We start from the raw sequence: 19,621 nt of genomic DNA, 5'->3' as shown, positions 1-19,621 counted from the left end.
TAGCGCGGGTTACAGACTCGCGGGGCACTAACCAAGGCTCATCGGATGTGCCGGTGCGCTCACCTTGCGACGCTTGCCGTGGGCTAATTTGGGCCGTCCGCAAAACAGCACGGCGCCGCTGAAAACGGCACCGCGCGACCGATTCATCCACAGTTGGGAGTTCCCCGATGAACAAGAAAACCTGGGCCGTCGTCGCCATTGCCGCCGCCGGCCTCGGCGTCTACGGCGCCGCCGAGGCCCTCTCTCGTTCCAACCCCGCCGCGCAACTCACCGAGTTGGGCAACGAGATGCAGCTGAGCGCCGCGCAGGAGTCGCAATGGCAGCAGATCATCGACGCCACCGCGCAGGCACGCAGCCACGGCCTGCGGCATGCCGACCAGCGCCTGTCCGCTGCGATCAGCACGCTCAAAACGCCGGGCGCCGACCTCAGCCGTCTGGCGATGCCGGAACCCGACCCGCAGATGAAGGCGGATCGCGAGCGCATCCACAGCATGGCCCAGGCGTTCTACGCCGACGCCACGCCGGCCCAGCAGGCGCAGATGCGCAGCTTCCTCGCCACCCGGCTGACGCGCATGCAGAGCCTGCTGCACAAGCGCGCCGAAGCAAGCCTCGGCGCCGGCTGATCAGCATCCCCCACCCGCAGCGTCTATCACCTTACTCAATGGAGTCATTCACATGAACAAGCACAAGCGTTTCATCCTCATCGGCAGCCTCGCCGTCGCCTCGCTGATCGCCACCCAGGCCGAAGCCGGCCAGCGCTCACGCAGCCATTCCGGTCCTTATGTGGATCGCAGCGTACAGGCGCAGGGCGCACAGGGCCTGGGCTATCAGCGCTCGGCGCAGACCACCGGCGTCAACGGCGGCACGCACAACAGCGCCATCAATGCCGGTGGCGGCAACGGCTACAGCCGCCAGTCCAGTACCAGCCGCGCCAACGGCGGCTCGCGCAGCGTCGATGCCAGCGCGACTCAGGCCGGCGGCTACCAGCGCACGGTTTCGGGCAGCAATGCCTACGGCGCCAGCCATAGCGGATCGGTGAGCGCCGGCAACGGCAGCTACAACCGCGACACCAGTACCGCCACGGCCAGCGGCGCCAGCCGCAGCGTCAGCGCCAGTGGCAGCCAGGGCGAGGGCTACTCACGCACCGTGACCAAGACCGACGCCAACGGCAACACCACCCAGAAGACCCACGGCAGCCCGTAAACCGGGAACCGCGCCCTGCTCCGCCATCGGACAGCAGGGCGAGGTCCTAGTCCACTGAATCACTGAAATCGACGGTGCTGTCCACCCGATGCGGGCGCGCTGCTGCGTTGCAAATGCTCGCGATACCTACGGGTATCGCTGCGCTTTGCGCCTTGCATCGCGCCCGCCTCGGGCGTCCCTCACCGCCAATTCCAATGATCCAGCGGACTAGTAGGGCGACTCAAAGGATGCCCGCCGCCAGTTCGATCAGTTCATCGGTGATCTGGTCCTGCCGCTGAATCTGCTGGTCGAGCTGCAAGCGTTCGAGTTGTCGTGCAATGTTCTCCTGGGCGGCGGTCATCGCCTGAAGGCGCGCCTGGTTCTCGGCGGCATGGCTTTGAAGAATGGCGGCCGCGAGTTGCGCGAACAGGTATTCGCCCGCCAGTCCGCGAATCAGATCCGGCAGCGGCAAATAGGTGAGCGGCGGCGAACCGGACGCCGCTGCGCGGAAGCGCTGCGTATCCAGTGGCAGCAAGGAATCCCGCACCGTCACGATGCGCGGCCCGTCGAGCCGGGCGTGAATGAGTTCGGCGCTGTCGATGCGATGCGACTGCAGGGCGTCGATCAGGGTTCGCGTGATGCTGTCGGCCAGTCGCCGCACTCCACCGGCCTGGGCCATCATCGGCGCCGACCAGTCCGCGGGATGTCCACGAGCGGCGAGCAGCCGTGCTCCGCGGGAGCCAATGACGTAGATCGAAGACCCCGGCTTGAGCAACGGCAGCGCGGCGTCGCACAGGTGGTCGTTGAAGGCGCCGACGAAACCCTGCTCCGAGCAGAACAGCACGCAGGCGGTGCGCCGCGGCACCGCCGGGCCTGCAGCAGCCGGCCCCGGTGCGAGCGCCAGGGCCTGCGCGATGCCCGCGCCGACGATGTCCGCGTAGGCCGTCACACCCTCCAGCAGCCGGCGGCTTTGCATGCCGCGCGCCGCCGCGATGCCACGCATCGCGGCGACCACGCCCGACAGCTGATGGACGCTGGAGATGCGTTCGGCCAAACGCGGGTCTTGCGCACTCATGGGGCCGGCGCCGACAGCTTTCCCAACTGCGCCAGGCTTTTTTGCAGCAGCGGCGGCGCGATGCTGTCGCCGCGATCGACGGCGGCGGCGAACTCGGCGCCCTCGCCTTCCAGCCATTGCGGCAAGGCTTCGCGCAAGCGCTGCATCGCATCGGCCGGCAGGCTGTCGAGTACGCCGCTACCCAGCAGGTGCAGCAGCGCCAGTTCCTGCGGCGCTGGCAGCGGCGCATGCTGGGGCTGCTTGAGCAGCGCGCGGATCTGGCGGCCGCGAGCCAGCCGCGCCTGGATGCGCGGCTCCACGCTGGTGCCGAAGCGCGTGAACATTTCCAGTTCGACGAACTGTGCATAGTCCAGCCGAAGCGTCCCGACGGCCTCGCGCATCGCGCGCGTCTGGGTCTTGCCGCCGATGCGACTCACCGACAGGCCGGTGTCGATGGCTGGCTTGTGGTTGGCGTCGAACAGCCTGCGATCCAGCACGATCTGGCCGTCGGTGATCGAGATCAGGTTGGTCGGAATGTAGGCCGACAGATTACCCGCCTGGGTTTCGGCGATCGGCAGCGCGGTTAGCGAGCCGCCGCCGCGCGCCGCCGACAGCTGCGCCGCGCGTTCCAGCAGGCGCGCATGCACGTAAAACACGTCGCCGGGATAGGCTTCGCGACCCGGCGGCTGGCGTGTGAGCAGAGCCAGTTCGCGGTGCGTTGCAGCATGTTTGCTCAGGTCGTCGATCACCACGAGCACGTGCTGGCCCCGATCGCGAAAATGTTCTGCCATGGTGAAGGCGGCGAACGGCGCGATCCACTGGAGTCCGGGTGCACCGGAAGATTCGGCCACGACAAAGATGCAGCGCTCCGGCGCTCCGAAGCGGCGCACCGCATCGATCACGCGTGCGGTGGAGCTGGCCGTCTGGCCGATCGAGACGTAGATGCAGATCAGCTCGCTGTGCTTCTGCTGGATGATGGTGTCCGTGGCAATCGCAGTCTTGCCGGTGGCGCCGTCGCCGATGATCAGTTCGCGTTGTCCGCGGCCCAGCGCGAACATCGCATCGATCGCCAGGGTGCCGGTGTGGACCGGCTGCTGGACCAGATCACGCTCGTGAATTGCCGGCGATGGCCGTTCGATCGGCAGCCAGCATTCGGGCACGATAGGCGGGCCCGCGTCGAGCGCGCGTCCCAGCGGGTCGATGACGCGCCCGAGCAGGGCGTCGCCGACCGGCACCTGCACCGTGCGGCCGCTGCCGCTCACGCGGCAACCGGCTCCGAGCGCACCCGGCGCGTCGAGCAGCACGCAGGACAGCAGATCGGATTCGAGACTCAAAACGTAGCCGGTGCCACCGCCGTCGAACGCAAGCTGCTCACCCAGGCAGGCCTGCGCAAGTCCCGAGACGTGGGCCACGCCATCGGCAAATGACTCGACCCTTCCGAAAACGTCTACCCGTGGAAGCAGCGCGACACGCTCGACCCGCGCCTGTGCGCCGGGCAGCCAGCGATCCAGGGCTTCAGGCAGCGGCGTCAAGTTCATTGGCTGCCGCAATCAGTCGCGCCAAATCCTGGGACAGCGTATGCGCGACCACGGTGTCGCCGCGCTCCAGCACGAGCCCGCCCATCAACGAGGGATCGACTTCGTAGTGCCAGCGCATCGATGCGCCGGGCGTGAGGGCGAGTCGCGCCGCGATGGCCTTGCGCTCCGTCTCGGCCAGCAGCGTGGCGCTGATCACCCGGATATCGGGAGATGGATCCGAGCGCAGCATCTCGATCTTCGTCGCGATGCTGCCGAGATATACCTGCAGCAGTACGTCCCGATCCAGGCCCTGCAGGACACGTTGCGCATAGGAGCCCGCGAGCCGGGCCGCCGAAGCCTGCAGCTCTGCCTGCGTATCGCCGCGTTCCTGCGCGATGCGCTGGCGTGCATCCTCGATCAGTCGCGCACCCTGGGCTTCGATATCCGCGAGCCGCGCGGCCTTTGCGGCCTCGCCCTCCTCGCGTGCACGGTCGAGGATCTGCTGGCGCTGCGCCGCGATGGCCTCGCGTTCGCCCTCCGCAGCGGTCCGCGCGGCGGCGGCCTTGTTGCGGTCGCTCTCGGAGTCGCGCAAGCGGCCGTCGATCTCGGCCTGGCGGCGTTCGATCACGCCGATGACAGGCCGGTACAAATAGCGCTGCAGCAGTGCCAGCAGCACCAGCACGTTGATCGTCTGCAAAGCCAGCGTCGTCCAGTCGAAGCTCACGGCATCACTTGGCGATGAAGGGATTCGCGAACAGCAGCAGCAGCGCGATCACCAGGCAATAGATGGCCGTGGTCTCGATCATCGCGAGTCCCACCAGCAGGGTGCGCGAGATCGTCGACGAGGCCTCGGGCTGCCGCGCCAGCGCGTCCATCGCGCCGGCAACCGCGCGGCCTTCGGCCAGCGCCGGCCCGATGGCGCCGAACGCAACGGCGAACGCCGCGGAGGCAATGCTGACAACCTTGATCCAATCGACTTCCATTTCAATTTCCTTGGTATTGAAGGCTGCGCCCTCAGGCGCCCTCTTCGTGAACGGCCGTGCCGATGAACACCATCGCGAGCACGGTGAAGATGTAGGCCTGGACGATGCCGGTGAGCACGTCGAGCGCCATGAAGGGAATCGGCAGGAAGAGTCCGGCGAGCGACAGCACAACGGCGATGACGAAGGCGCCGCTCATGACGTTCCCGAACAGGCGCACCATCAGGGCGAAACTGCGGGTCACCTGCTCGATCAGGTTGAGCGGGATCATCACCCAGCTCGGCGTGGCGAAGCCGCGCAGATAGCCGGCGACGCCGCGGGCGCGAATGCCGTAGACGATCACCGATACGAACACGATCAGCGCCAGCGCAGCGTCGGTTTCGATCGCGGCAGTTGGCGGCTCGTTGCCGGGGATCAACGAGGACAGATTGGCGCCGAGCACGAACAGGAACAGCGTGGTGATCAGCGGAAGGAAGGGCGCCGGCTCGCAGCGCATGGTGTCGCGGATCTGGCTTTGCAACAGCTGCAGGAAGCTTTCGAGCAGAACCTGTGCACGTCCCGGACTCTCGACGCGCAGTCGTCGCGTGACCAGCGCCGAAAGCGCCACCAGGGCGGTGATCAGCACCCAGGTCGCGACCACCGGCTGCGTGAAGTGAACCGGTCCCAGCGAAAAAATCACCGCGGATTCCAGCGGCGATTTCATTGGACCGCCTCGGCGTGCAGACGCCAGCTGCGTGCCACGAGCCAGCCCGCCAGCGCTGCGATCAGCGCGAGCGCGCCCAGGCGCGCCGCGACGTAGAGCAAGGTGCCCGTCACCACGAAACGCAGCAGTAACAGCGCGATCGGCGCCCACGCCGACTCGCCGCAGACCAGCTCACGAGTACCGCGTGCCAGCGATGCGAAATGCAACGCGCCGGCGGCCATGCCCAGCGCGACGAACATCGGCACGAGCATGACCGTGGTCATGCCTGCCGCATCCAGCGCCAGCCCGACCAGCAACCCAGGCACAGGCCGGCGAGCAGCCAGGCACCGCTGAAGAAGATCCCCGAGCCGAAGCGGGCGTCCAGCGTGCGACCGATCAAGATTCCGCCCAGCGTCGGCACGACGATGAGCCAGCCGAGGACGCCGACCCTCGCGAACTGTCGCGCCAGGCTCGGCTCGCCGTCCCGCTGCCACCGACGGTGAACCCGCAGGCGCCGGCGGACGCCATCGACCACGTCGTCCTCCTCGGGCCGAGGCTGGGGGCTCACGTCAGCGCTCCCCGACCCGGGTTCAGGTAGTGCAGGATCTGCCGGGCGATTCGCAGTTCGAGCTGATGGCCGCCGACGCGGGCCTGGATCTCATCTTCATCGTGCGACCGAAGTGCCGCGATGACCGTCGATTCGAGATGCTCCAGGTCGTCGTCGACGACCGCCTCGCGCGTGGCAACGCTGACCATGCCGCGCTGCACGCTGAGCACGCCGCGCCTCACGGCGCAGTGGTGCTGCGCACCGTCGGCATCGCGCCAGCTCACCACGCCGATGTCGAGGACGGTCAGCAGATCGGCGTGCCGGGGCAGGATGCCGAATACGCCGCTGGCATCCTGTGCGCGCACCGATTGCACCTCGGTATCGACCAGTACATCGCCCAGGCTGGTGAGTCGCAGTCTCACGTTGCGGCACCAAGGCCGGCGCGGTGCCGCACCTCGTCAAGACCGCCCGCCATGAAGAACGCCTCCTCGGGCCATTCATCGGTATCGCCCGCGAGGATGGTTTCGCAGCCGGCGATCGTGTCCGCCAGGGCAACGCTGCAGCCGGGCTTGCCGGTGAAGGCCTCGGTGACGACGAAGGGCTGCGTCAGAAAGCGCTGCAGGCGTCGGGCGCGGCCGACGGCCACGCGATCCTTGGCAGAGAGTTCCTCGATGCCCAGCAGGGCGATCACGTCCTGCAGTTCGCGGTACTGCGCGATCACCTCGCGCAGGGACTGCGCGACACGGTAGTGCCGCTCGCCCACGATCAGCGGATCGAGCAGGACCGAACTCGAGGCCAGCGGATCGATCGCCGGATACATGCCCTCGGTCGCCATCGCACGCGACAGCTTCATCTGGCTTTCCAGGTGGGTCGCGATCGTGGTCACCGCGGGGTCGGTGAAGTCATCGGCGGGCACGTACACCGCTTCGATCGCGGTCACCGAAACTCCGTCCAGCGACGCGATGCGTTCCTGCAGCGCCGCGACCTCGGTCGCCAGTGTTGGCTGGTAGCCGACTCGCGAAGGCAGACGCCCGAGCAGGCCGGAGACTTCGGCGCCGGCCTGCACGAAGCGGAACACGTTGTCCATCAGCAGCAGCACGTTCTGCCGGCACTCGTCGCGGAAGTACTCGGCGACGGTGAGCGCCGCCAGCGCGACGCGCCAACGCGCGCCGGGCGGCTCGTTCATCTGGCCGAACAGCAAGGCGGTCTTTTCGAGCATGCCCGAGCGACGCATGTCGAGCATCAGCTCGTGACCCTCGCGCGAACGCTCGCCGATACCGGCAAAAACCGAGGTGCCCTGGTAGCTGGCCGCCATCGCGTGGATCAGTTCGAGCACCAGCACGGTCTTGCCGACACCGGCGCCGCCGAACATGGCGGCCTTGCCACCCTGTGCGACGGGCGTCAACAGATCGATCACCTTGATCCCGGTCTCGAACAACTGGATCTGATTTGCGCGCTTGGCCAGCGGCGGCGGTGCGCGCTGGATCGGCCAGCGAGGAATATCGGCGCTAAGGGGCGGACCGCCGTCGAGCACTTTCCCGGTGACATCGAACAAACGCCCCAACACCCTGGGACCCACCGGAACCGTCAAAGGAGCACCGGTCGGGTACGCGGCGGCGCCGCGCGGAAGGCCGTCGGTACCGCTCATGGCCACACAGCGCACGGTTCGCAGGTCGATATGACTCTGCACTTCGACGACCAAGGGGGCATCGCCGCCTGCCCGTTCGATGTTCAGCGCCGATTCCAGCGCGGGCAGATGCCGCTCTGAGAAACGCACGTCGACCACGGCCCCGCGAACCGCAAGGACGGTGCCCGGAGCGAGCGCCGCTGCCGAGGCTGGGGGAGACAACGGTCCAGTCATGTGCACTCCTCCAAATGTCGTGCGGCCACGGGAAGACGGTGGGAAAGCTGCCGCAGTGTGAGAGTGAGCCGGCACGGTGACATTGATCCTCGTCAACCCGCTCGCGCCTCTGCTACTCGTTCTCGCAGTGGGTCGTTCACGGGTTGAGCTTCGCCCCGTGCGCGGTATGCAGCATGAACAGACCGCCCAGACCGCCTCGATAACTCGCGTAGGACGGCCTGAAGGGCTCGCGAGTCCAGACTTGCCGACGCGGCACGATCGTTCTGAGACCAGGGCCTTTGCACAGCGGGCCGCCACCCAAAATAGGGAGTCCCGCCGCTCAAAATAGGGAAGGTTCCCGATTTCCCGCCGACCGCAGCGGCGCAGGATGCGTGGCACGCGAACACCGTCGTTCGCGTCAGCCCCATCACTCCAGCGGAGACTTGCCATGTCACGTTTCATCGTCGAAAGAACCTTCCCGGCCGGGCTTGCCGTGCCCGTCAGCAGCGATGGCGCAAAGGCCTGCGCCGGCATCGTCGTCAACAACGCCGAGCACGGCGTCACCTGGGTGCAGTCGTATGTCAGCGCCGACAAGACGCGCAGCTTCTGTGTCTACGACGCACCATCACCCGAGGCCATCCGCCAGGTGGCGCGCCGCAACGATCTGCCGGTCGACCGCATCACCGCGGTTTCCGATCTCAGCCCCTATTTCTATCTCTGATGCGCCCGGAAACTGCGATGAAAACCCTTACGCTGAGCCTGTCCCTGTTGTTGCTGAGCGGTGCCGCGTTCGCCGATGCGCCGGAGCCTGGCGCCACGCATCGCTATCTGATCGAGCGCAGCTTTCCGAAGGGCGCGCTCGACGGCCTCGACGCCAGCAAGAAGGCCAAGATCAACGCCAACAACAGCCGTTACGGTGTGCATTGGGTGACCTCCTATGCCAACGCCGATGAGACCAAGACCTACTGCATCTACGATGGCCCGAACGAATCGGCGATTCGCCAGGCCGCGGTGGCCAACGGCATTCCGGTGGACTCCGTCACCGAGGTGCCGGTCAGCCTTCAGCCGTACTGAGCCCCTGCCGATGCGCGGCTCCCCGGTGGCGCGTAATAATGCGAAGCACCATTGGGGAGCGACGTTTTGGACTTGCTCGAACGCGAAGCTGCGGCGCAGACGCTGGCCGGGGCATTTGACGCGGCTGCGCAGGGGCGCGGCAGCACGCTGCTGATCAGCGGCGAAGCCGGCATCGGCAAGACCGCGCTGCTCACGCATTTTGCCGGTACCGTGGCCCCTGCTCGCGTGCTCTGGGGTGGCTGCGAGGCATTGTTCTCACCGCGCCCGCTCGGCCCCTTGCATGACTTCGCCGCGGATCTCGAGCCTTCGCTGCTCGAGCGCTTCGGCCAGGAAGGCCAGCGTGCGCCCTTGTTCGCCGGCGTGCTGGCGGCGCTGTCCGAAAGCCCGGTACCGACGCTGATCGTGATCGAAGACCTGCACTGGGCCGACGCGGCGACGCTCGACCTGGTGAAGTTTCTGGCGCGGCGTCTGGGTCGGGTGAATGCTTTGATGGCCCTGACCTATCGCGACGACGAGATTGGCGAGGGTCATGCGCTGCGCCTGGTGCTTGGCGATCTTCAGGGACGCACGACCCGCCGCATCGCGATTCCGCCGCTGTCGGAAGACGCGGTGCGCGAACTCGCCGACCGTGCCGGGCATCCTGCCGATGGCATCCATACGCTCACCGGCGGCAATCCCTTTTTCGTCACCGAAGTGCTGCGCACCAGCGGACTGCCGGCGTCGATCCTCGATGCGGTGATGGCGCGAATGGCCCGGCAGAGTGACGCCGTGCGCCTGCTGCTTGAATTCGTCGCCATCGTGCCGGGCCGGCTCGAGCGCCGCTTGCTGGAGCGGGCACTCGAGCCCGACGAGGAATCCATGCAGCAGGCGCTCGGCTGCGGCCTGCTGCTCGACGAAGGAGACTGCTTTGCCTACCGGCATGAGCTGGCGCGGCGCGCGGCCGAGCAGGCGATCGCGCCGTCACGATCACGCAGGCTGCATGCGCGAATGCTTGAGGCACTCGAGGCCTGGCCTCAGGCGGCCTCTGCACGGCGTGTCCATCATGCCGCCGCGGCGGGCGACGATGCGGCGGCTTTGCGTCACGCGCTGCCGGCGGCGCAGGCGGCCATCAGCCACGGAGCGCATCGTGAAGCGGCATCGCTCTACGGCCTGGCATTGTCGCGCGGCGGTGCGCTCGACCCGGCAACGCGCGCCGACCTCCACGAACGCCATGCCTACGAGTGTTATCTGACCAGCCAGTTACCGGCCGCGATCACCTCGCGCGAAGCGGCACTGGGCATCTGGCGCGAGCTGGGAGCGCGCGAAGCGGAGGGCCGCAGCCTGCGCTGGCTGTCGCGTCTGCATTGGTACAGCGGTAACACCCCCGAGGCCCTGCAATATGCCGACGTCGCCATCGCCCTGCTGGACCAGGGCGACGAACCCACCCGCGAAGCCGGATGGGCGTTCAGCAATCGCGCGCAGCTGGATATGCTGGCCGAACGCTACGCAGGGGCCCTCGCCCACGGCACGCGCGCGATCAGCATCGCCGAGCGCCTCGGTGACCAGGAACTGCTGGCGCACGCGCTCAACAATGTCGGCACCTCGCTGGAGCTGTCGGGCGATGGGCGAGGTCGCGCCGACATCGAGCGAAGTCTCGCGATCGCGTTGGAGCACGGCTACGAGGAACACGTGGCGCGCGCCTACGTCAACCTGGTCTCGAACGCCTTCTTCACGCTCGACTATGCCAGGGCACGCGCAACTTATGCCGAGGCCGGCCTCTACTTCGCCGCGCGCGATCTGGACTCCTGGGACCGATACATCCACGCGATGATGACTTGCATCGATTTCGACAGCGGACGCTGGGATGAGGCCGGCGAGTCGGCAGGGCGCATCCTGTCGCTGCCGCAGGCGCCGTCGATCGTGCGGATTCCGGCGCTGGTGACGCTCGCGCGCTTGCGGTATTGCCGCGGTGACTCGGGCGGCGCCGCTCTGCTTGCCGAAGCCGAACGGCTGGCGATGCAAACCGGCGAACTGCAGCGTATTGCGCCGGTGCTCGTCGCAGTCTACGAGGCGGCCTGGATCGAACGTCGCAGCATGGAAAACCACGATGCCTTGCATGCCGCCTATGCCCTGGCCACGGCAGCGCGCAATCCACGCTGGACCGACGAACTTGGCTTCTGGTTATGGCGAGCGGGCGCAGGCGACGCGGTGATACCGCGCAAGGACAGTCCGCAGGCGCTGCAAAGGGCCGGATACTGGCGCGTAGCCAGCGCGGCCTGGAAGCAGCTCGGCTTCCCGCTCTACCAGGCCACGGCCCTGATGGACGGCGACGAGCCGGCACTGCGCGAAGCGCTGGCCATTTTCTCCGGGCTCGGCGCCAGCGCCCTGGAGAACGGCTGCCGCGACCAGCTTCGCAGACTCGGCGCCCGCGGCGTTCCGCGCGGGCCGCGAGCCGAAACGCAGCGCAATCCTTCAGGCCTCACGGTCCGCGAGATCGAAGTGCTGGGCCTGCTGGCGCAGGGGCTCAGCAACGCGCAGATCGCGAAGCGGCTCGTGCGCTCTGAAAAGACCGTCGATCATCACGTCTCCGCGATACTCGGCAAGCTGGGCGTGCGTTCGCGCACCGAGGCCGCTGCGGTGGCGCATGGTTCTGGCGTTTCCTTGATCTGACAATTTTCTGCGCGCAACCGGATAACCTCCGATCGTCGACGCCGGCGATAAGCGGGCATTCCGGTCACACACCCGAGCGCCGCGCGGCGCTCAGGTAGCAGCGCCGAACAGCGACCCGGCGCCGGCGGCCATCCGAGAATCTGATCGAAACCATACGCCGCATCACCGAGGCACCGGTCGATCTGCATTGATTGATGCGGATGGAGCTGTGACTGCAGCAGCGTTTGTCAAAAAGCGCTACAGCACCTGGCTGCTGGGCAGACGCATCATCAGGCCGTCGATTTCCGGTGTTACCTGAATCTGGCAACTCAGCCGGCTGTTGGCCTCGGTATGCAGTGTGCCTTCGAGCATGAGCTCTTCGTCCTCGGTCTTTGGCGGCAGCCTGCTTTCCCATGCGGCGTCCACGTAGCAGTGGCAGGTCCCGCAGGAGCAGGCGCCACCGCAATCACCCAGGATGCCGGGCACGGCATGGTCCAGCGCGGTCTGCATCACACTCTTGCCGACCGTCGCGTCAACCACGTGCTCCTTGCCGTTGTGCTCGATGTAAACGATCTTCATCAAAGATCCCTCATGCTCAGGCCTTGGTCGCGGTGAACGGGTACGAGCCCATGAAGCCGGCCTTGGCCTTGCCGCTGATCGTGTTGCCGCTGATCTCGCCCTTGAACTCCACCTTCAGCTTCATCGGCTTGGTGATCTGGTTGGCCCAGGAAATGTTCTTGCCGTCGTACTTGAAGTCGATGATCTGGGAGGTGGCTCCGTCGCCGGTCTGCGCGCCGCCGAAGCTGTCGCCATTTTTCTCGAGTACCAGCACGGCCGGCTGCGGACCTGTGGGCCCCTTCACCACCACGTTCCACTTGCCTTCCAGCGCAACCGGGCCGGTCGGCGCCGCTTCTGGCGCTGCGGCCTTGGGCGCCGACACCGTAGCGTTCTTCGGCTTGGAGCCGACCCACACCGGCAGCGAATCCCAACCGCGCACGGTGGACGTGGACGAGAGCACGGCGTTGTCGTAGTCCACTTCCCATTCGGGGAAGCGCTTGAGCAGTTCTTCCATCGCGACGCGGCCTTCCAGACGTGCCAGCGGTGCGCCGATGCACACGTGGATGCCGTTGCCAAAGGTCATGTGCGGACGCACTTCGCGATGGATATCGAAGGAGTCGCCCTTGACGAAGCGTGTTTCGTCGCGGTTCGCCGAGGACACCAGCAGCAGCAGCGCGCTGCCCGCCGGAATTTTCTGACCGTAGTACTCGATGTCGTTGGTCACGTAGCGCGCCATGAACGGGCCCGGCGGCTCGAAGCGCAGCAGCTCTTCAATGGCGGGAGCCACCAGCGCGCCAGGATTTTCCGCAATCTGGCGGCGCTGATCCGGATGCTCGGCCAGCGTCTTGCCCATCCAGCCGATCAGGCGATTGGTGGTCTCGTTGCCGGCACCGGCGACGACGTTGACGATCGCGACGATCTCATCGCGAGTCAGCTTGCGCTTGCCACCCTTGGGGTCATTGAAATCGGCCTGCAGCAACTCGGTCATCATGTCGTCGGACGGATTCTTCTCGCGCCACTTGATGTATTCCTCGAAGCTTCCCAGCGCCTCGGTCTGCAGATCCTGCTGCTTCGACAGATCGATCGGCTTGCCGGCCTCGGTGCGCATGCGGCTGTCCACCGACTCGCGGATGGCGACCTGGTCTTCTTCGGGAATGCCAAGCAGCATGCTGATCGCGCGCATCGGCATTTCGGCGCCGAGATTGGTGATGAAGTCGAAGCGGTCCGCGCCGATCAGCGGATCGAGGCTGCGCGCACAGAGCTTGCGGATCTCCTGCTCGACGCCGAGCATGCGCTTGGGCGTGATGATGCGCTGCATCAGGCTGCGATAGGCGCTGTGCACCGGCGGGTCCTGATGGATGAACACCGCATCCGGCATCCGCGACTTGGCTTTCACGAACTCCAGGATGTCGCCGTAAGCAGAACTCATGTTTTCCCGGTCGCGCAGGCCGTGCTCGACGTCGGCGTAGCGGCTCAGCGCGTAGAAGTCGTATTCCTGGTTGTAGTACAGCGGCGATTCCTCGCGCAGCCGCTTGTAGGTCGGATAGGGGTTGTGGGCCAGGTCGGGACGGTATGGGTCCCACGAAATCTTGGTATTCATGAATGCATTCCCGAATGTGAGTGCGGTGCGAGCCGGCATCAGGCGAGTCCGCCGGCGTGAGCCTGAATTGGCGTCAGTAAGCTGACTTTAATATAGTCGCGCGCTGTTTCACAGTGGGGCGGCGCCGGGACGCGATCGAAACCGGCTTCCGCGTTGCAAGCCCCGCCCCCACCGGGCTCTGGCACTTCATCTCAACTACGGGCCGGATCGCCGGGCAACTTCTTGAGCGGCGCTAGTTGATTTTTCATCCCGACGAGTCCGCTGATCCCCGGCCGCTGCGGATACGTGACGGTGTCAGCCCGAACCATCGCAGGCAGGATCGGGTCAGCACCGACTGATCCGACAAGCCCAGCAGGCCGGTGAGCTGAGCCAGCGGGATGCGCGTCTCGCGCAGGAAATGCAGGGCGGTCTGCTGCCGTATCTCATCCAGCAGCTCCTGAAAAGTCGTGCCCTCCAGCGTCAGCTTGCGCTGCAGGGTGCGCGGGTGCAGGAACAGCAGATCGGCAACGGCGGATTTGCTGCCGCGCGTGGTGCTCAGGGTCGAGCCGAGTGCGCGCCGCACGCGGTAGGAGATGCTCTGGCCGGGATCGACGTAGTGCCGATTCAGGTAGTCCAGGGCCATCTGCCGCAGCGACTGGTTTACGTCCGAAAGACTGGCGCTCAGCGTCCGCGGCGTTACATGAAGCCCGCCGAATTCCTGGTCCGGGTGAACCGCTGCACCGAAGCACCGCGTGTAGCGGCTCAACCCGGCGGTCGGCGTATGCGGCAGCGCCACGCCGCGCAGTTCGTAGTTGCCGCGGGCAAGAAACTGCAGGATGCGATGCAGATCGCCGAGGCACTGGTCCATGACCTGGCGCCGCGCCGGCAGCCGCGCCAGCACGATATCCAGTCGCAATTCGACGCAGCCGTCGGCCAGCGCGCTGGGTTCGATGACGCCGAATGTCAGCGCGGGACGGTGCCGGCGATGGCCGGTACCGCCGCGCATGTGACGATGCTGCAGCGTTCACCGTCCTACGTTTTCTCGCTGCCCAACCGCGACGCGATTTCCGAGCTGCTGGCCAAATTCCTGCCGCAGCCCTGGGTCCACCGCATGGCGCGCCAGCGCAACATCCTGATCCAGCGCGTGCTCTACCAAGCCTGCCGGCGCTGGCCGAAGATCATGCGCAAATGGCTGCTCGGCCAGGTGCGCAAGCACGTCGGTCCCGACTTCGACATGCGCCACTTCACGCCGAGCTACATGCCCTGGGACGAGCGCCTCTGCGCGGTCCCCGACGCCGGCATACTCGATGCGCTGCGTTCCGGCTACGTGCAGCGCTCCAAGGCGACCCAGCCGCGCCAGGGCAGCAAGCTGCCGTGGCGGGTACTGAACCACTTCGGGCGTGATCGCCGGATGCTGCAGCGGGAGCCGGTGGATGACGGCGTGCTCGACTTCAGTGGCGCAGTCGACACCGCAGGCGCCTGCTCTTGCGCATTTGCGGCGGGCAGAGCCGCTTGGTTCAACAAGTCGTCCAAAAATGATGCTCAGCGTCCGAATCGCGAATGCGCTCCACGCAATCTGCGATATTAAAAAGGTCAACTGAAGCAAACCATAATGAGGAGGCCTGTATGGCTGACAATGCAACGACGGCGATCAAAGCGGGTGCAGATGACGCCCGCAGCTATTGGTTGGATGAAGGCCGCGCGGCCGGCGGTTTTATCAAGCAGGTGGATTACGCCGCCAACTCCAGAGGCGTCGACCCGCTGTTCGAAGGCATCAAGATCGTCGATTGCGACACGCATTTCACCGAGCCGCAGGATCTATGGACCGCCAATGCACCGGCCGGCCTGAAAGACAAAATGCCGCACGTGAAGCGCATCGACGGCGCGGACCGCTGGTACATCGGCGACAAGGACTTCGGCTCGATCGGCGGCAACGTGATCGACAAGGACCACAACAAGCTGCTGGGCCGCCTCGCCTTTCAGAACTACGATCAGATCATCCCCGGCTCCTATTCGGTCAAGCCGCGCCTCGCCGAAATGGACGCGATGGGCGTGTGGGCGCAGATCTGTTTCCAGAATGGCGGCGTGACCCAGGCGGGCTCGCTGGTGGCACTCAATGACGAGCAACTCGCGATCAGCGTCGTCAAGGTATTCAACGATGCCTGCGCGGACCGGATGAACGACTCTGGCGGCCGCATCAACTGCATGGGCACGCTGCCCTACTGGCACAAAGACACGCTCAATCAGGAGATGCGCCGGATCGTCGATCTGGGCGTCAGGGGCGTCGTGCTGCCCGACCGGCCGGAGCGTCTGTCCGAGGGCTACATCGGCCGCGACGGCAAGATCTCGCCGTTCTGGGAGGAAGTGTTCGACATCTGCAACGCGACCGGCACGCCGATCAACTTTCATCTCAACGGCTCGCTCGATGCGAACTCGGCGATCTGGGACAACCTCGGCTTCGACCAGCGCCTGCCGATCCATGCGCTGATCCATCACGTCGGCTGTGGCGCCACCATGTCCAACATGATGGTCTCAGGCATTCTCGACAAATATCCGAACCTCAAGATTGGCCTGATCGAAAGCGGTGCCGGCTGGGTGCCCTTCTGGCTGGAGGCGATGGAGCATCAGCTGAATGAGTTCAGGACCACCGAGAATCGCGGCCTGAAGATGCGCCCGAAGGAGTATTTCAAGAAACACTTCTGGGTCACGTTCTGGTTCGAGTCCTTTGCGCCCAAGCACATGCTGGATGAAATCGGCGTCGATCGGCTGCTGTTCGAGACCGACTTCCCGCACCCGACGTCGCTGTATCCCGGCGTGCAGGACAAGCTGGTCGAGATCATGGGCGGCCACGATTACGAAACGCGCAAGCGCGTTCTCGAGCGCAACGCCGTTGAGTTGTACAGCCTGAAGTTCTAAGGCAAGCAGGCCTATCGAAACCAGCACGCCGGGCCAACACCCGGCTCACTGGTGTTTGTTGTTGGCGCCCGTTTGCAGCGCGACACATCAATCTCGAAACCTCATTCCCTTTCTATGAACCGGCCCTGTTCCCTACCCAGGAACCTCTTCCTCCCCCGCATGCGGGGGAGGAAGAGCAGGCGCGGCGCTATCGTCTCGCCCCCATTCCAACCTTCCCCCGCAGGCGGGGGAAGGGGCGGGTCGGTTCCGGGGGTCAAGCCGGCAGCGCCAAGCTGCGGCGGTCTCTCTCCCGCAGGCGGGAGAGGGGACCGCTCGTCAAGCTAGTGCCATTCGCCCTAGTCCTGCCGACCTTCGACGACCGGCGGGAACGGTGTCTGCCCCGCCTCGATCATCTTCTGGTCCAGCAGGACTTGCAGCTTGGCCCAGAGCGCCTTGACCTCTTTGCTGGCCCGGTGAGGCTTGTGCAGTAAGTTGTGCTTCTGCTCGCGGTCGGTATCCAGATCGTACAGCTCGTACTGGTACTGGCCCGGCAGGTTCGGCGAAAAGTACACGGCATAGGTGAAGTGGCGATGCCGGACCGCGCGGATATGGCTGAGGTACTGAAGGTCGCTGATCATCGCCGACTCGTCGTCGTAGCAGAACAGCACCGTGTCCTGCACTTCGCGTTTCGGGTCGAGAATGGCGGGCGCCAGGCTCTTGCCTTTCATCAGTAGAGACTCGCTGCCACCCGCGAGATTCAGCAGCGTCGGCAGAAAGTCGACGTGGGCGTACAGCGCATCGGTCTTCTGCGGGTTCGGGAACAGCCTCGGATTCGAGATGACCAGCGGAATGTGGATGGTCTCCTCGTAGACGTTGTAGACCTTCTCGCGCATGCCATGCGACATCCCCATCTCGCCGTGGTCCGAGGTGCGGATGATCAGTGTGTCCCTGATGAAGCCGTGCAACTCGAGGTGGTTCAGAAATTCAACGACACGCTCGTTCACGTACTGCGTCATGAACGCATAGAACTTGACGTAGTTGAGTACGGTGTCGGCCTTGTCTGGCTGGACGGCCGGGCGAGTGGTACCCGCGGCCAGCTCGTCCTGCCCGAGGAGCGGCGTCCCCTGGTTCATGATGTTGCGGATATCGGACTGGATCGTGGGCTTGGTCAGCAGGCTGTCCACGGCGTTGGGTGGCAGATGGATCGGCAGATCGCAGAAATCACCCTCGGAGTAGCCGAGGCTCTGCCAGCCATCGGGAAAGAAGTTGATGTCGTGCGGGTTCACGAACGACATGAACATCAGGAACGGCTGCATGGCGGCGGCGTCACCTTGCTTGCGGCCACGAGCCCGCGCCTCCAGGAAATCAAGCGCACCCTCGCCGAAGCCGTGGGCGTCCACACCCTCGCCGTACTTGCGCAGGTAGCGCTTGTCGTTGGCTGGATTGGCGTGGCCCGGATTGCCGGAGCCGGCAGTGGCCCAGGACTCGTAGGTCGAAAAGCCGGTGACGGTGCCGGCATCCGGCGGATTCCAGTCGGAGAAGCCGTACTGCTGCTGCATGTTCTTGACGTCGTACGGCGACCATTGCATCACGTCGCAGGGTGTCGACAGATGCCATTTGCCTTTCCAGATCACGTCGTAGCCCTGAGCCTGCATCAAGGCCGCGAGCTGCGGGACGCGCGGATCGGCATACGACAGCTCACCCGGCGTCATCGCCAAGCCCGTCAGATTGGCGTAGTTGCTGGTAATCATCACGCCGCGCGACGGCGTGCACATGCAGGCCGAGGTGTAGGCACGCTCGAAACTCAGGCCGTGGGCCTTGAGCCGATTCCAGCCGGTCAGCGAGTTCACGAAATCGGCAGGCCAGTGAACCGGGTAGCGTTCCTGGTCGGTGAGAATGACGATGATGTCGGGCTTCGCCGGCAAACCCTTCAGTTCGTACAGCGCCTGCAGTTCGGTAACAGCATTCATGTTCCAATCCTCCATGAGCAGCAACGATGCATGCGGTGAAACGACTTACCACGGTGGTGCAGCGTCCGAGGACGCGGCATGAAATCCCGAGCAGTGTGGAAACAGAGAACGGCGGCCGTGGATGCGCGGCGGCTCCTGACCCCGGCGCAATCCATCTGTACCTGCCGTTCCGATGAGCACTGCTTTGCCTGCGGTCGATACTAGGCCTGCACACGGCGCAGGACAGCTGGAAATTAGTGCTAGTACTAACGATGGAATCGCTGGGCAAGCGATACAACCGTTACAGGAGAAGTCATGGCGCAGTATTGGGTTGCTATTCACCACCCCGACGACTACGACCCGTTGGTCGCTGAAGACGAAGCAATGTCGCGCGATATCGACGTGCTTAACGACGAGATGATTGCCGCTGGTGTCAGGATTTTCGTTGGCGGCCTGCACCCGGCAAGCAGCGCGATGTCGCTACGGGCACAGCCCGATGGTGGGGTGCACGTCACCGACGGGCCGTACCTGGAGACCAAGGAGCATGTGGGCGGTTTCTGGGTGCTGGAAGCCGCTGACCTGGACGAGGCGCTGGCCTGGGGGCGCAAGGCCGCCGTCGCCTGTCGGGCGCCGGTCGAGGTGCGGCCGTTTCACTGACTGACGCAGGACGCTTTCAAGCAGCGGGAAAGTTGGAGCGCGCCACGTCCGCTGCAAGGTCTGGTGATCTTGGTTCCTCAGCCGCGGCGCGCTGCCTCGATGGCCGCGACATCGATCTTTGTCATTTGCATCATCGCATCGAACGCGCGCTTGGCTGTGTTTGAACGCCGGTCCGCCGTTGAGCCCGAGGCATGGAATGCCCATCACTGAAAATTCCACGGTCAACACGTCGCCCTCCTTTCCGGATGGAAAGTCTCCCGGTGCGCGATGCACTGCGCCGATCGCCGAATCAGGAAAGGTTTCGGCGTAAAACCGCGCCGCTTCCTCGGCATCGCCGTTGAACCAAAGGCAAATTGTGTTCTTTGCTGGCTGTTCCATGTCACTACTCCGATGTGGCGTTCTTCGGCCGCTATCTACTGCGCGGCCACCTTGGGCGTGATCGTAACGCTTTCAGTGCTGCCGTCGAGATAGGGGCGGTG

Annotated in this window: 20 protein-coding genes and 2 pseudogenes; 8 read left to right on the top strand and 14 right to left on the bottom strand. The window is 65.4% G+C overall.

What is annotated here, in order from left to right; translation table 11 throughout:
- Positions 1–167 precede the first annotated feature (167 nt).
- Positions 168–623, top strand: coding sequence for a hypothetical protein (locus tag JWQ90_RS24135; RefSeq protein ID WP_299697568.1), 456 nt, complete (start codon positions 168–170; stop codon positions 621–623).
- Positions 624–675: 52 nt separating this feature from the next.
- On the top strand, positions 676–1,203 hold the full coding sequence (locus JWQ90_RS24130) for a hypothetical protein (RefSeq protein ID WP_299697566.1): 528 nt from the start codon (positions 676–678) through the stop codon (positions 1,201–1,203).
- A gap of 220 nt (positions 1,204–1,423) precedes the next feature.
- Here JWQ90_RS24130 and JWQ90_RS24125 read toward each other — a convergent pair whose 3' ends face one another.
- The 9 genes from JWQ90_RS24125 to atpD are packed head-to-tail and all read right to left on the bottom strand — an operon-like array spanning position 1,424 to position 7,823.
- A complete protein-coding gene (locus tag JWQ90_RS24125; protein WP_299697564.1) occupies positions 1,424–2,257 on the bottom strand; it encodes a FoF1 ATP synthase subunit gamma in 834 nt (277 codons plus the stop codon).
- The gene (locus tag JWQ90_RS24120; protein WP_299697563.1) at positions 2,254–3,774 is read right to left on the bottom strand and encodes a F0F1 ATP synthase subunit alpha; all 1,521 of its coding nucleotides are present in this window, start codon (positions 3,772–3,774) and stop codon (positions 2,254–2,256) included. Before JWQ90_RS24120 ends, JWQ90_RS24125 begins: the two co-directional genes overlap by 4 nt.
- Positions 3,752–4,477 carry a F0F1 ATP synthase subunit delta gene (locus JWQ90_RS24115; protein ID WP_299697562.1) on the bottom strand — a complete coding sequence of 242 codons (726 nt, stop codon included), beginning with the start codon at positions 4,475–4,477 and terminating at the stop codon, positions 3,752–3,754. Before JWQ90_RS24115 ends, JWQ90_RS24120 begins: the two co-directional genes overlap by 23 nt.
- 4 nt (positions 4,478–4,481) lie before the next feature.
- Complete coding sequence (locus JWQ90_RS24110; protein WP_299697561.1) at positions 4,482–4,736, bottom strand: F0F1 ATP synthase subunit C; 255 nt, start codon at positions 4,734–4,736, stop codon at positions 4,482–4,484.
- 31 nt (positions 4,737–4,767) lie between these two features.
- On the bottom strand, positions 4,768–5,436 hold the full coding sequence (locus tag JWQ90_RS24105; protein WP_299697559.1) for a F0F1 ATP synthase subunit A: 669 nt from the start codon (positions 5,434–5,436) through the stop codon (positions 4,768–4,770).
- A complete protein-coding gene (locus tag JWQ90_RS24100; RefSeq protein ID WP_299697558.1) occupies positions 5,433–5,699 on the bottom strand; it encodes an ATP synthase subunit I in 267 nt (88 codons plus the stop codon). The genes JWQ90_RS24105 and JWQ90_RS24100 overlap by 4 nt, the downstream gene beginning before the upstream one ends.
- Positions 5,696–5,950 (bottom strand): AtpZ/AtpI family protein, encoded by a 255-nt coding sequence (locus JWQ90_RS24095; protein ID WP_299697557.1) that lies wholly within the window; start codon positions 5,948–5,950, stop codon positions 5,696–5,698. Before JWQ90_RS24095 ends, JWQ90_RS24100 begins: the two co-directional genes overlap by 4 nt.
- 29 nt (positions 5,951–5,979) lie before the next feature.
- Positions 5,980–6,384, bottom strand: a complete 405-nt coding sequence (locus tag JWQ90_RS24090; RefSeq protein ID WP_299697556.1) for a hypothetical protein — start codon at positions 6,382–6,384, stop codon at positions 5,980–5,982.
- Complete coding sequence (gene atpD / locus JWQ90_RS24085; RefSeq protein ID WP_299697555.1) at positions 6,381–7,823, bottom strand: F0F1 ATP synthase subunit beta; 1,443 nt, start codon at positions 7,821–7,823, stop codon at positions 6,381–6,383. The genes JWQ90_RS24090 and atpD overlap by 4 nt, the downstream gene beginning before the upstream one ends.
- A gap of 427 nt (positions 7,824–8,250) precedes the next feature.
- Between atpD and JWQ90_RS24080 the strand changes: the two genes are divergently transcribed.
- The 3 genes from JWQ90_RS24080 to JWQ90_RS24070 all read left to right on the top strand — a co-directional run bounded on the left by JWQ90_RS24080 (position 8,251) and on the right by JWQ90_RS24070 (position 11,525).
- A complete protein-coding gene (locus tag JWQ90_RS24080) occupies positions 8,251–8,523 on the top strand; it encodes a DUF4242 domain-containing protein (RefSeq protein WP_299697554.1) in 273 nt (90 codons plus the stop codon).
- Between the two features lie 17 nt (positions 8,524–8,540).
- Entirely contained in the window at positions 8,541–8,876 is a 336-nt protein-coding gene (locus JWQ90_RS24075; protein WP_299697553.1) for a DUF4242 domain-containing protein, read from the top strand.
- 66 nt (positions 8,877–8,942) lie between these two features.
- Positions 8,943–11,525 (top strand): AAA family ATPase, encoded by a 2,583-nt coding sequence (locus tag JWQ90_RS24070; protein ID WP_299697552.1) that lies wholly within the window; start codon positions 8,943–8,945, stop codon positions 11,523–11,525.
- A gap of 237 nt (positions 11,526–11,762) precedes the next feature.
- Here the strand turns inward: JWQ90_RS24070 and JWQ90_RS24065 are convergent, their stop codons facing one another.
- The 3 genes from JWQ90_RS24065 to JWQ90_RS24055 all read right to left on the bottom strand — a co-directional run bounded on the left by JWQ90_RS24065 (position 11,763) and on the right by JWQ90_RS24055 (position 14,647).
- On the bottom strand, positions 11,763–12,083 hold the full coding sequence (locus tag JWQ90_RS24065; RefSeq protein WP_299697551.1) for a 2Fe-2S iron-sulfur cluster-binding protein: 321 nt from the start codon (positions 12,081–12,083) through the stop codon (positions 11,763–11,765).
- 16 nt (positions 12,084–12,099) lie between these two features.
- Positions 12,100–13,662: a cytochrome P450 gene (locus JWQ90_RS24060; protein WP_299697550.1), complete on the bottom strand. Its 1,563-nt coding sequence runs from the start codon at positions 13,660–13,662 to the stop codon at positions 12,100–12,102.
- 244 nt (positions 13,663–13,906) lie between these two features.
- Positions 13,907–14,647 carry a helix-turn-helix domain-containing protein gene (locus JWQ90_RS24055; protein ID WP_299697549.1) on the bottom strand — a complete coding sequence of 247 codons (741 nt, stop codon included), beginning with the start codon at positions 14,645–14,647 and terminating at the stop codon, positions 13,907–13,909.
- Here JWQ90_RS24055 and JWQ90_RS24050 point away from each other — a divergent pair.
- Positions 14,618–15,094 (top strand): annotated as a pseudogene (locus tag JWQ90_RS24050) (hypothetical protein); the annotation flags it as partial. The gene JWQ90_RS24055 and the pseudogene JWQ90_RS24050 sit on opposite strands and share 30 nt — an antisense overlap.
- A gap of 173 nt (positions 15,095–15,267) precedes the next feature.
- Positions 15,268–16,557 (top strand): amidohydrolase family protein, encoded by a 1,290-nt coding sequence (locus tag JWQ90_RS24045; protein ID WP_299697547.1) that lies wholly within the window; start codon positions 15,268–15,270, stop codon positions 16,555–16,557.
- Between the two features lie 335 nt (positions 16,558–16,892).
- Here JWQ90_RS24045 and JWQ90_RS24040 read toward each other — a convergent pair whose 3' ends face one another.
- The gene (locus JWQ90_RS24040) at positions 16,893–18,506 is read right to left on the bottom strand and encodes a sulfatase-like hydrolase/transferase (RefSeq protein ID WP_299697546.1); all 1,614 of its coding nucleotides are present in this window, start codon (positions 18,504–18,506) and stop codon (positions 16,893–16,895) included.
- Positions 18,507–18,800: 294 nt separating this feature from the next.
- Here JWQ90_RS24040 and JWQ90_RS24035 point away from each other — a divergent pair, with 294 nt between their 5' ends.
- Positions 18,801–19,142 (top strand): YciI family protein, encoded by a 342-nt coding sequence (locus tag JWQ90_RS24035; RefSeq protein WP_299697545.1) that lies wholly within the window; start codon positions 18,801–18,803, stop codon positions 19,140–19,142.
- 77 nt (positions 19,143–19,219) lie between these two features.
- On the opposite strand, the pseudogene JWQ90_RS24030 reads toward JWQ90_RS24035, so the two are convergent.
- A pseudogene (locus tag JWQ90_RS24030) lies at positions 19,220–19,520 on the bottom strand (VOC family protein).
- Between the last annotated feature and the right edge of the window lie 101 nt (positions 19,521–19,621).

The organism is Hydrocarboniphaga sp. (assembly GCF_028291725.1).
GTDB lineage: Bacteria > Pseudomonadota > Gammaproteobacteria > Nevskiales > Nevskiaceae > Hydrocarboniphaga.
Note: the sequence above shows the minus strand (reverse complement) of the source record. Positions and strands in the feature narration are given on the sequence as shown.

Excerpts from the sequence above, each read along its gene's own strand:
- atpD (WP_299697555.1), bottom strand. The coding sequence starts at position 7,823 with ATGACTGGACCGTTGTCTCCCCCAGCCTCGGCAGCGGCGCTCGCTCCG.
- JWQ90_RS24100 (WP_299697558.1), bottom strand. The coding sequence starts at position 5,699 with ATGACCACGGTCATGCTCGTGCCGATGTTCGTCGCGCTGGGCATGGCC.
- JWQ90_RS24080 (WP_299697554.1), top strand. The coding sequence starts at position 8,251 with ATGTCACGTTTCATCGTCGAAAGAACCTTCCCGGCCGGGCTTGCCGTG.
- JWQ90_RS24120 (WP_299697563.1), bottom strand. The coding sequence starts at position 3,774 with ATGAACTTGACGCCGCTGCCTGAAGCCCTGGATCGCTGGCTGCCCGGC.
- JWQ90_RS24130 (WP_299697566.1), top strand. The coding sequence starts at position 676 with ATGAACAAGCACAAGCGTTTCATCCTCATCGGCAGCCTCGCCGTCGCC.
- JWQ90_RS24040 (WP_299697546.1), bottom strand. The coding sequence starts at position 18,506 with ATGAATGCTGTTACCGAACTGCAGGCGCTGTACGAACTGAAGGGTTTG.
- JWQ90_RS24125 (WP_299697564.1), bottom strand. The coding sequence starts at position 2,257 with ATGAGTGCGCAAGACCCGCGTTTGGCCGAACGCATCTCCAGCGTCCAT.
- JWQ90_RS24045 (WP_299697547.1), top strand. The coding sequence starts at position 15,268 with ATGGCTGACAATGCAACGACGGCGATCAAAGCGGGTGCAGATGACGCC.
- JWQ90_RS24060 (WP_299697550.1), bottom strand. The coding sequence starts at position 13,662 with ATGAATACCAAGATTTCGTGGGACCCATACCGTCCCGACCTGGCCCAC.
- JWQ90_RS24135 (WP_299697568.1), top strand. The coding sequence starts at position 168 with ATGAACAAGAAAACCTGGGCCGTCGTCGCCATTGCCGCCGCCGGCCTC.
- JWQ90_RS24105 (WP_299697559.1), bottom strand. The coding sequence starts at position 5,436 with ATGAAATCGCCGCTGGAATCCGCGGTGATTTTTTCGCTGGGACCGGTT.
- JWQ90_RS24110 (WP_299697561.1), bottom strand. The coding sequence starts at position 4,736 with ATGGAAGTCGATTGGATCAAGGTTGTCAGCATTGCCTCCGCGGCGTTC.
- JWQ90_RS24065 (WP_299697551.1), bottom strand. The coding sequence starts at position 12,083 with ATGAAGATCGTTTACATCGAGCACAACGGCAAGGAGCACGTGGTTGAC.
- JWQ90_RS24055 (WP_299697549.1), bottom strand. The coding sequence starts at position 14,647 with ATGCGCGGCGGTACCGGCCATCGCCGGCACCGTCCCGCGCTGACATTC.
- JWQ90_RS24075 (WP_299697553.1), top strand. The coding sequence starts at position 8,541 with ATGAAAACCCTTACGCTGAGCCTGTCCCTGTTGTTGCTGAGCGGTGCC.
- JWQ90_RS24035 (WP_299697545.1), top strand. The coding sequence starts at position 18,801 with ATGGCGCAGTATTGGGTTGCTATTCACCACCCCGACGACTACGACCCG.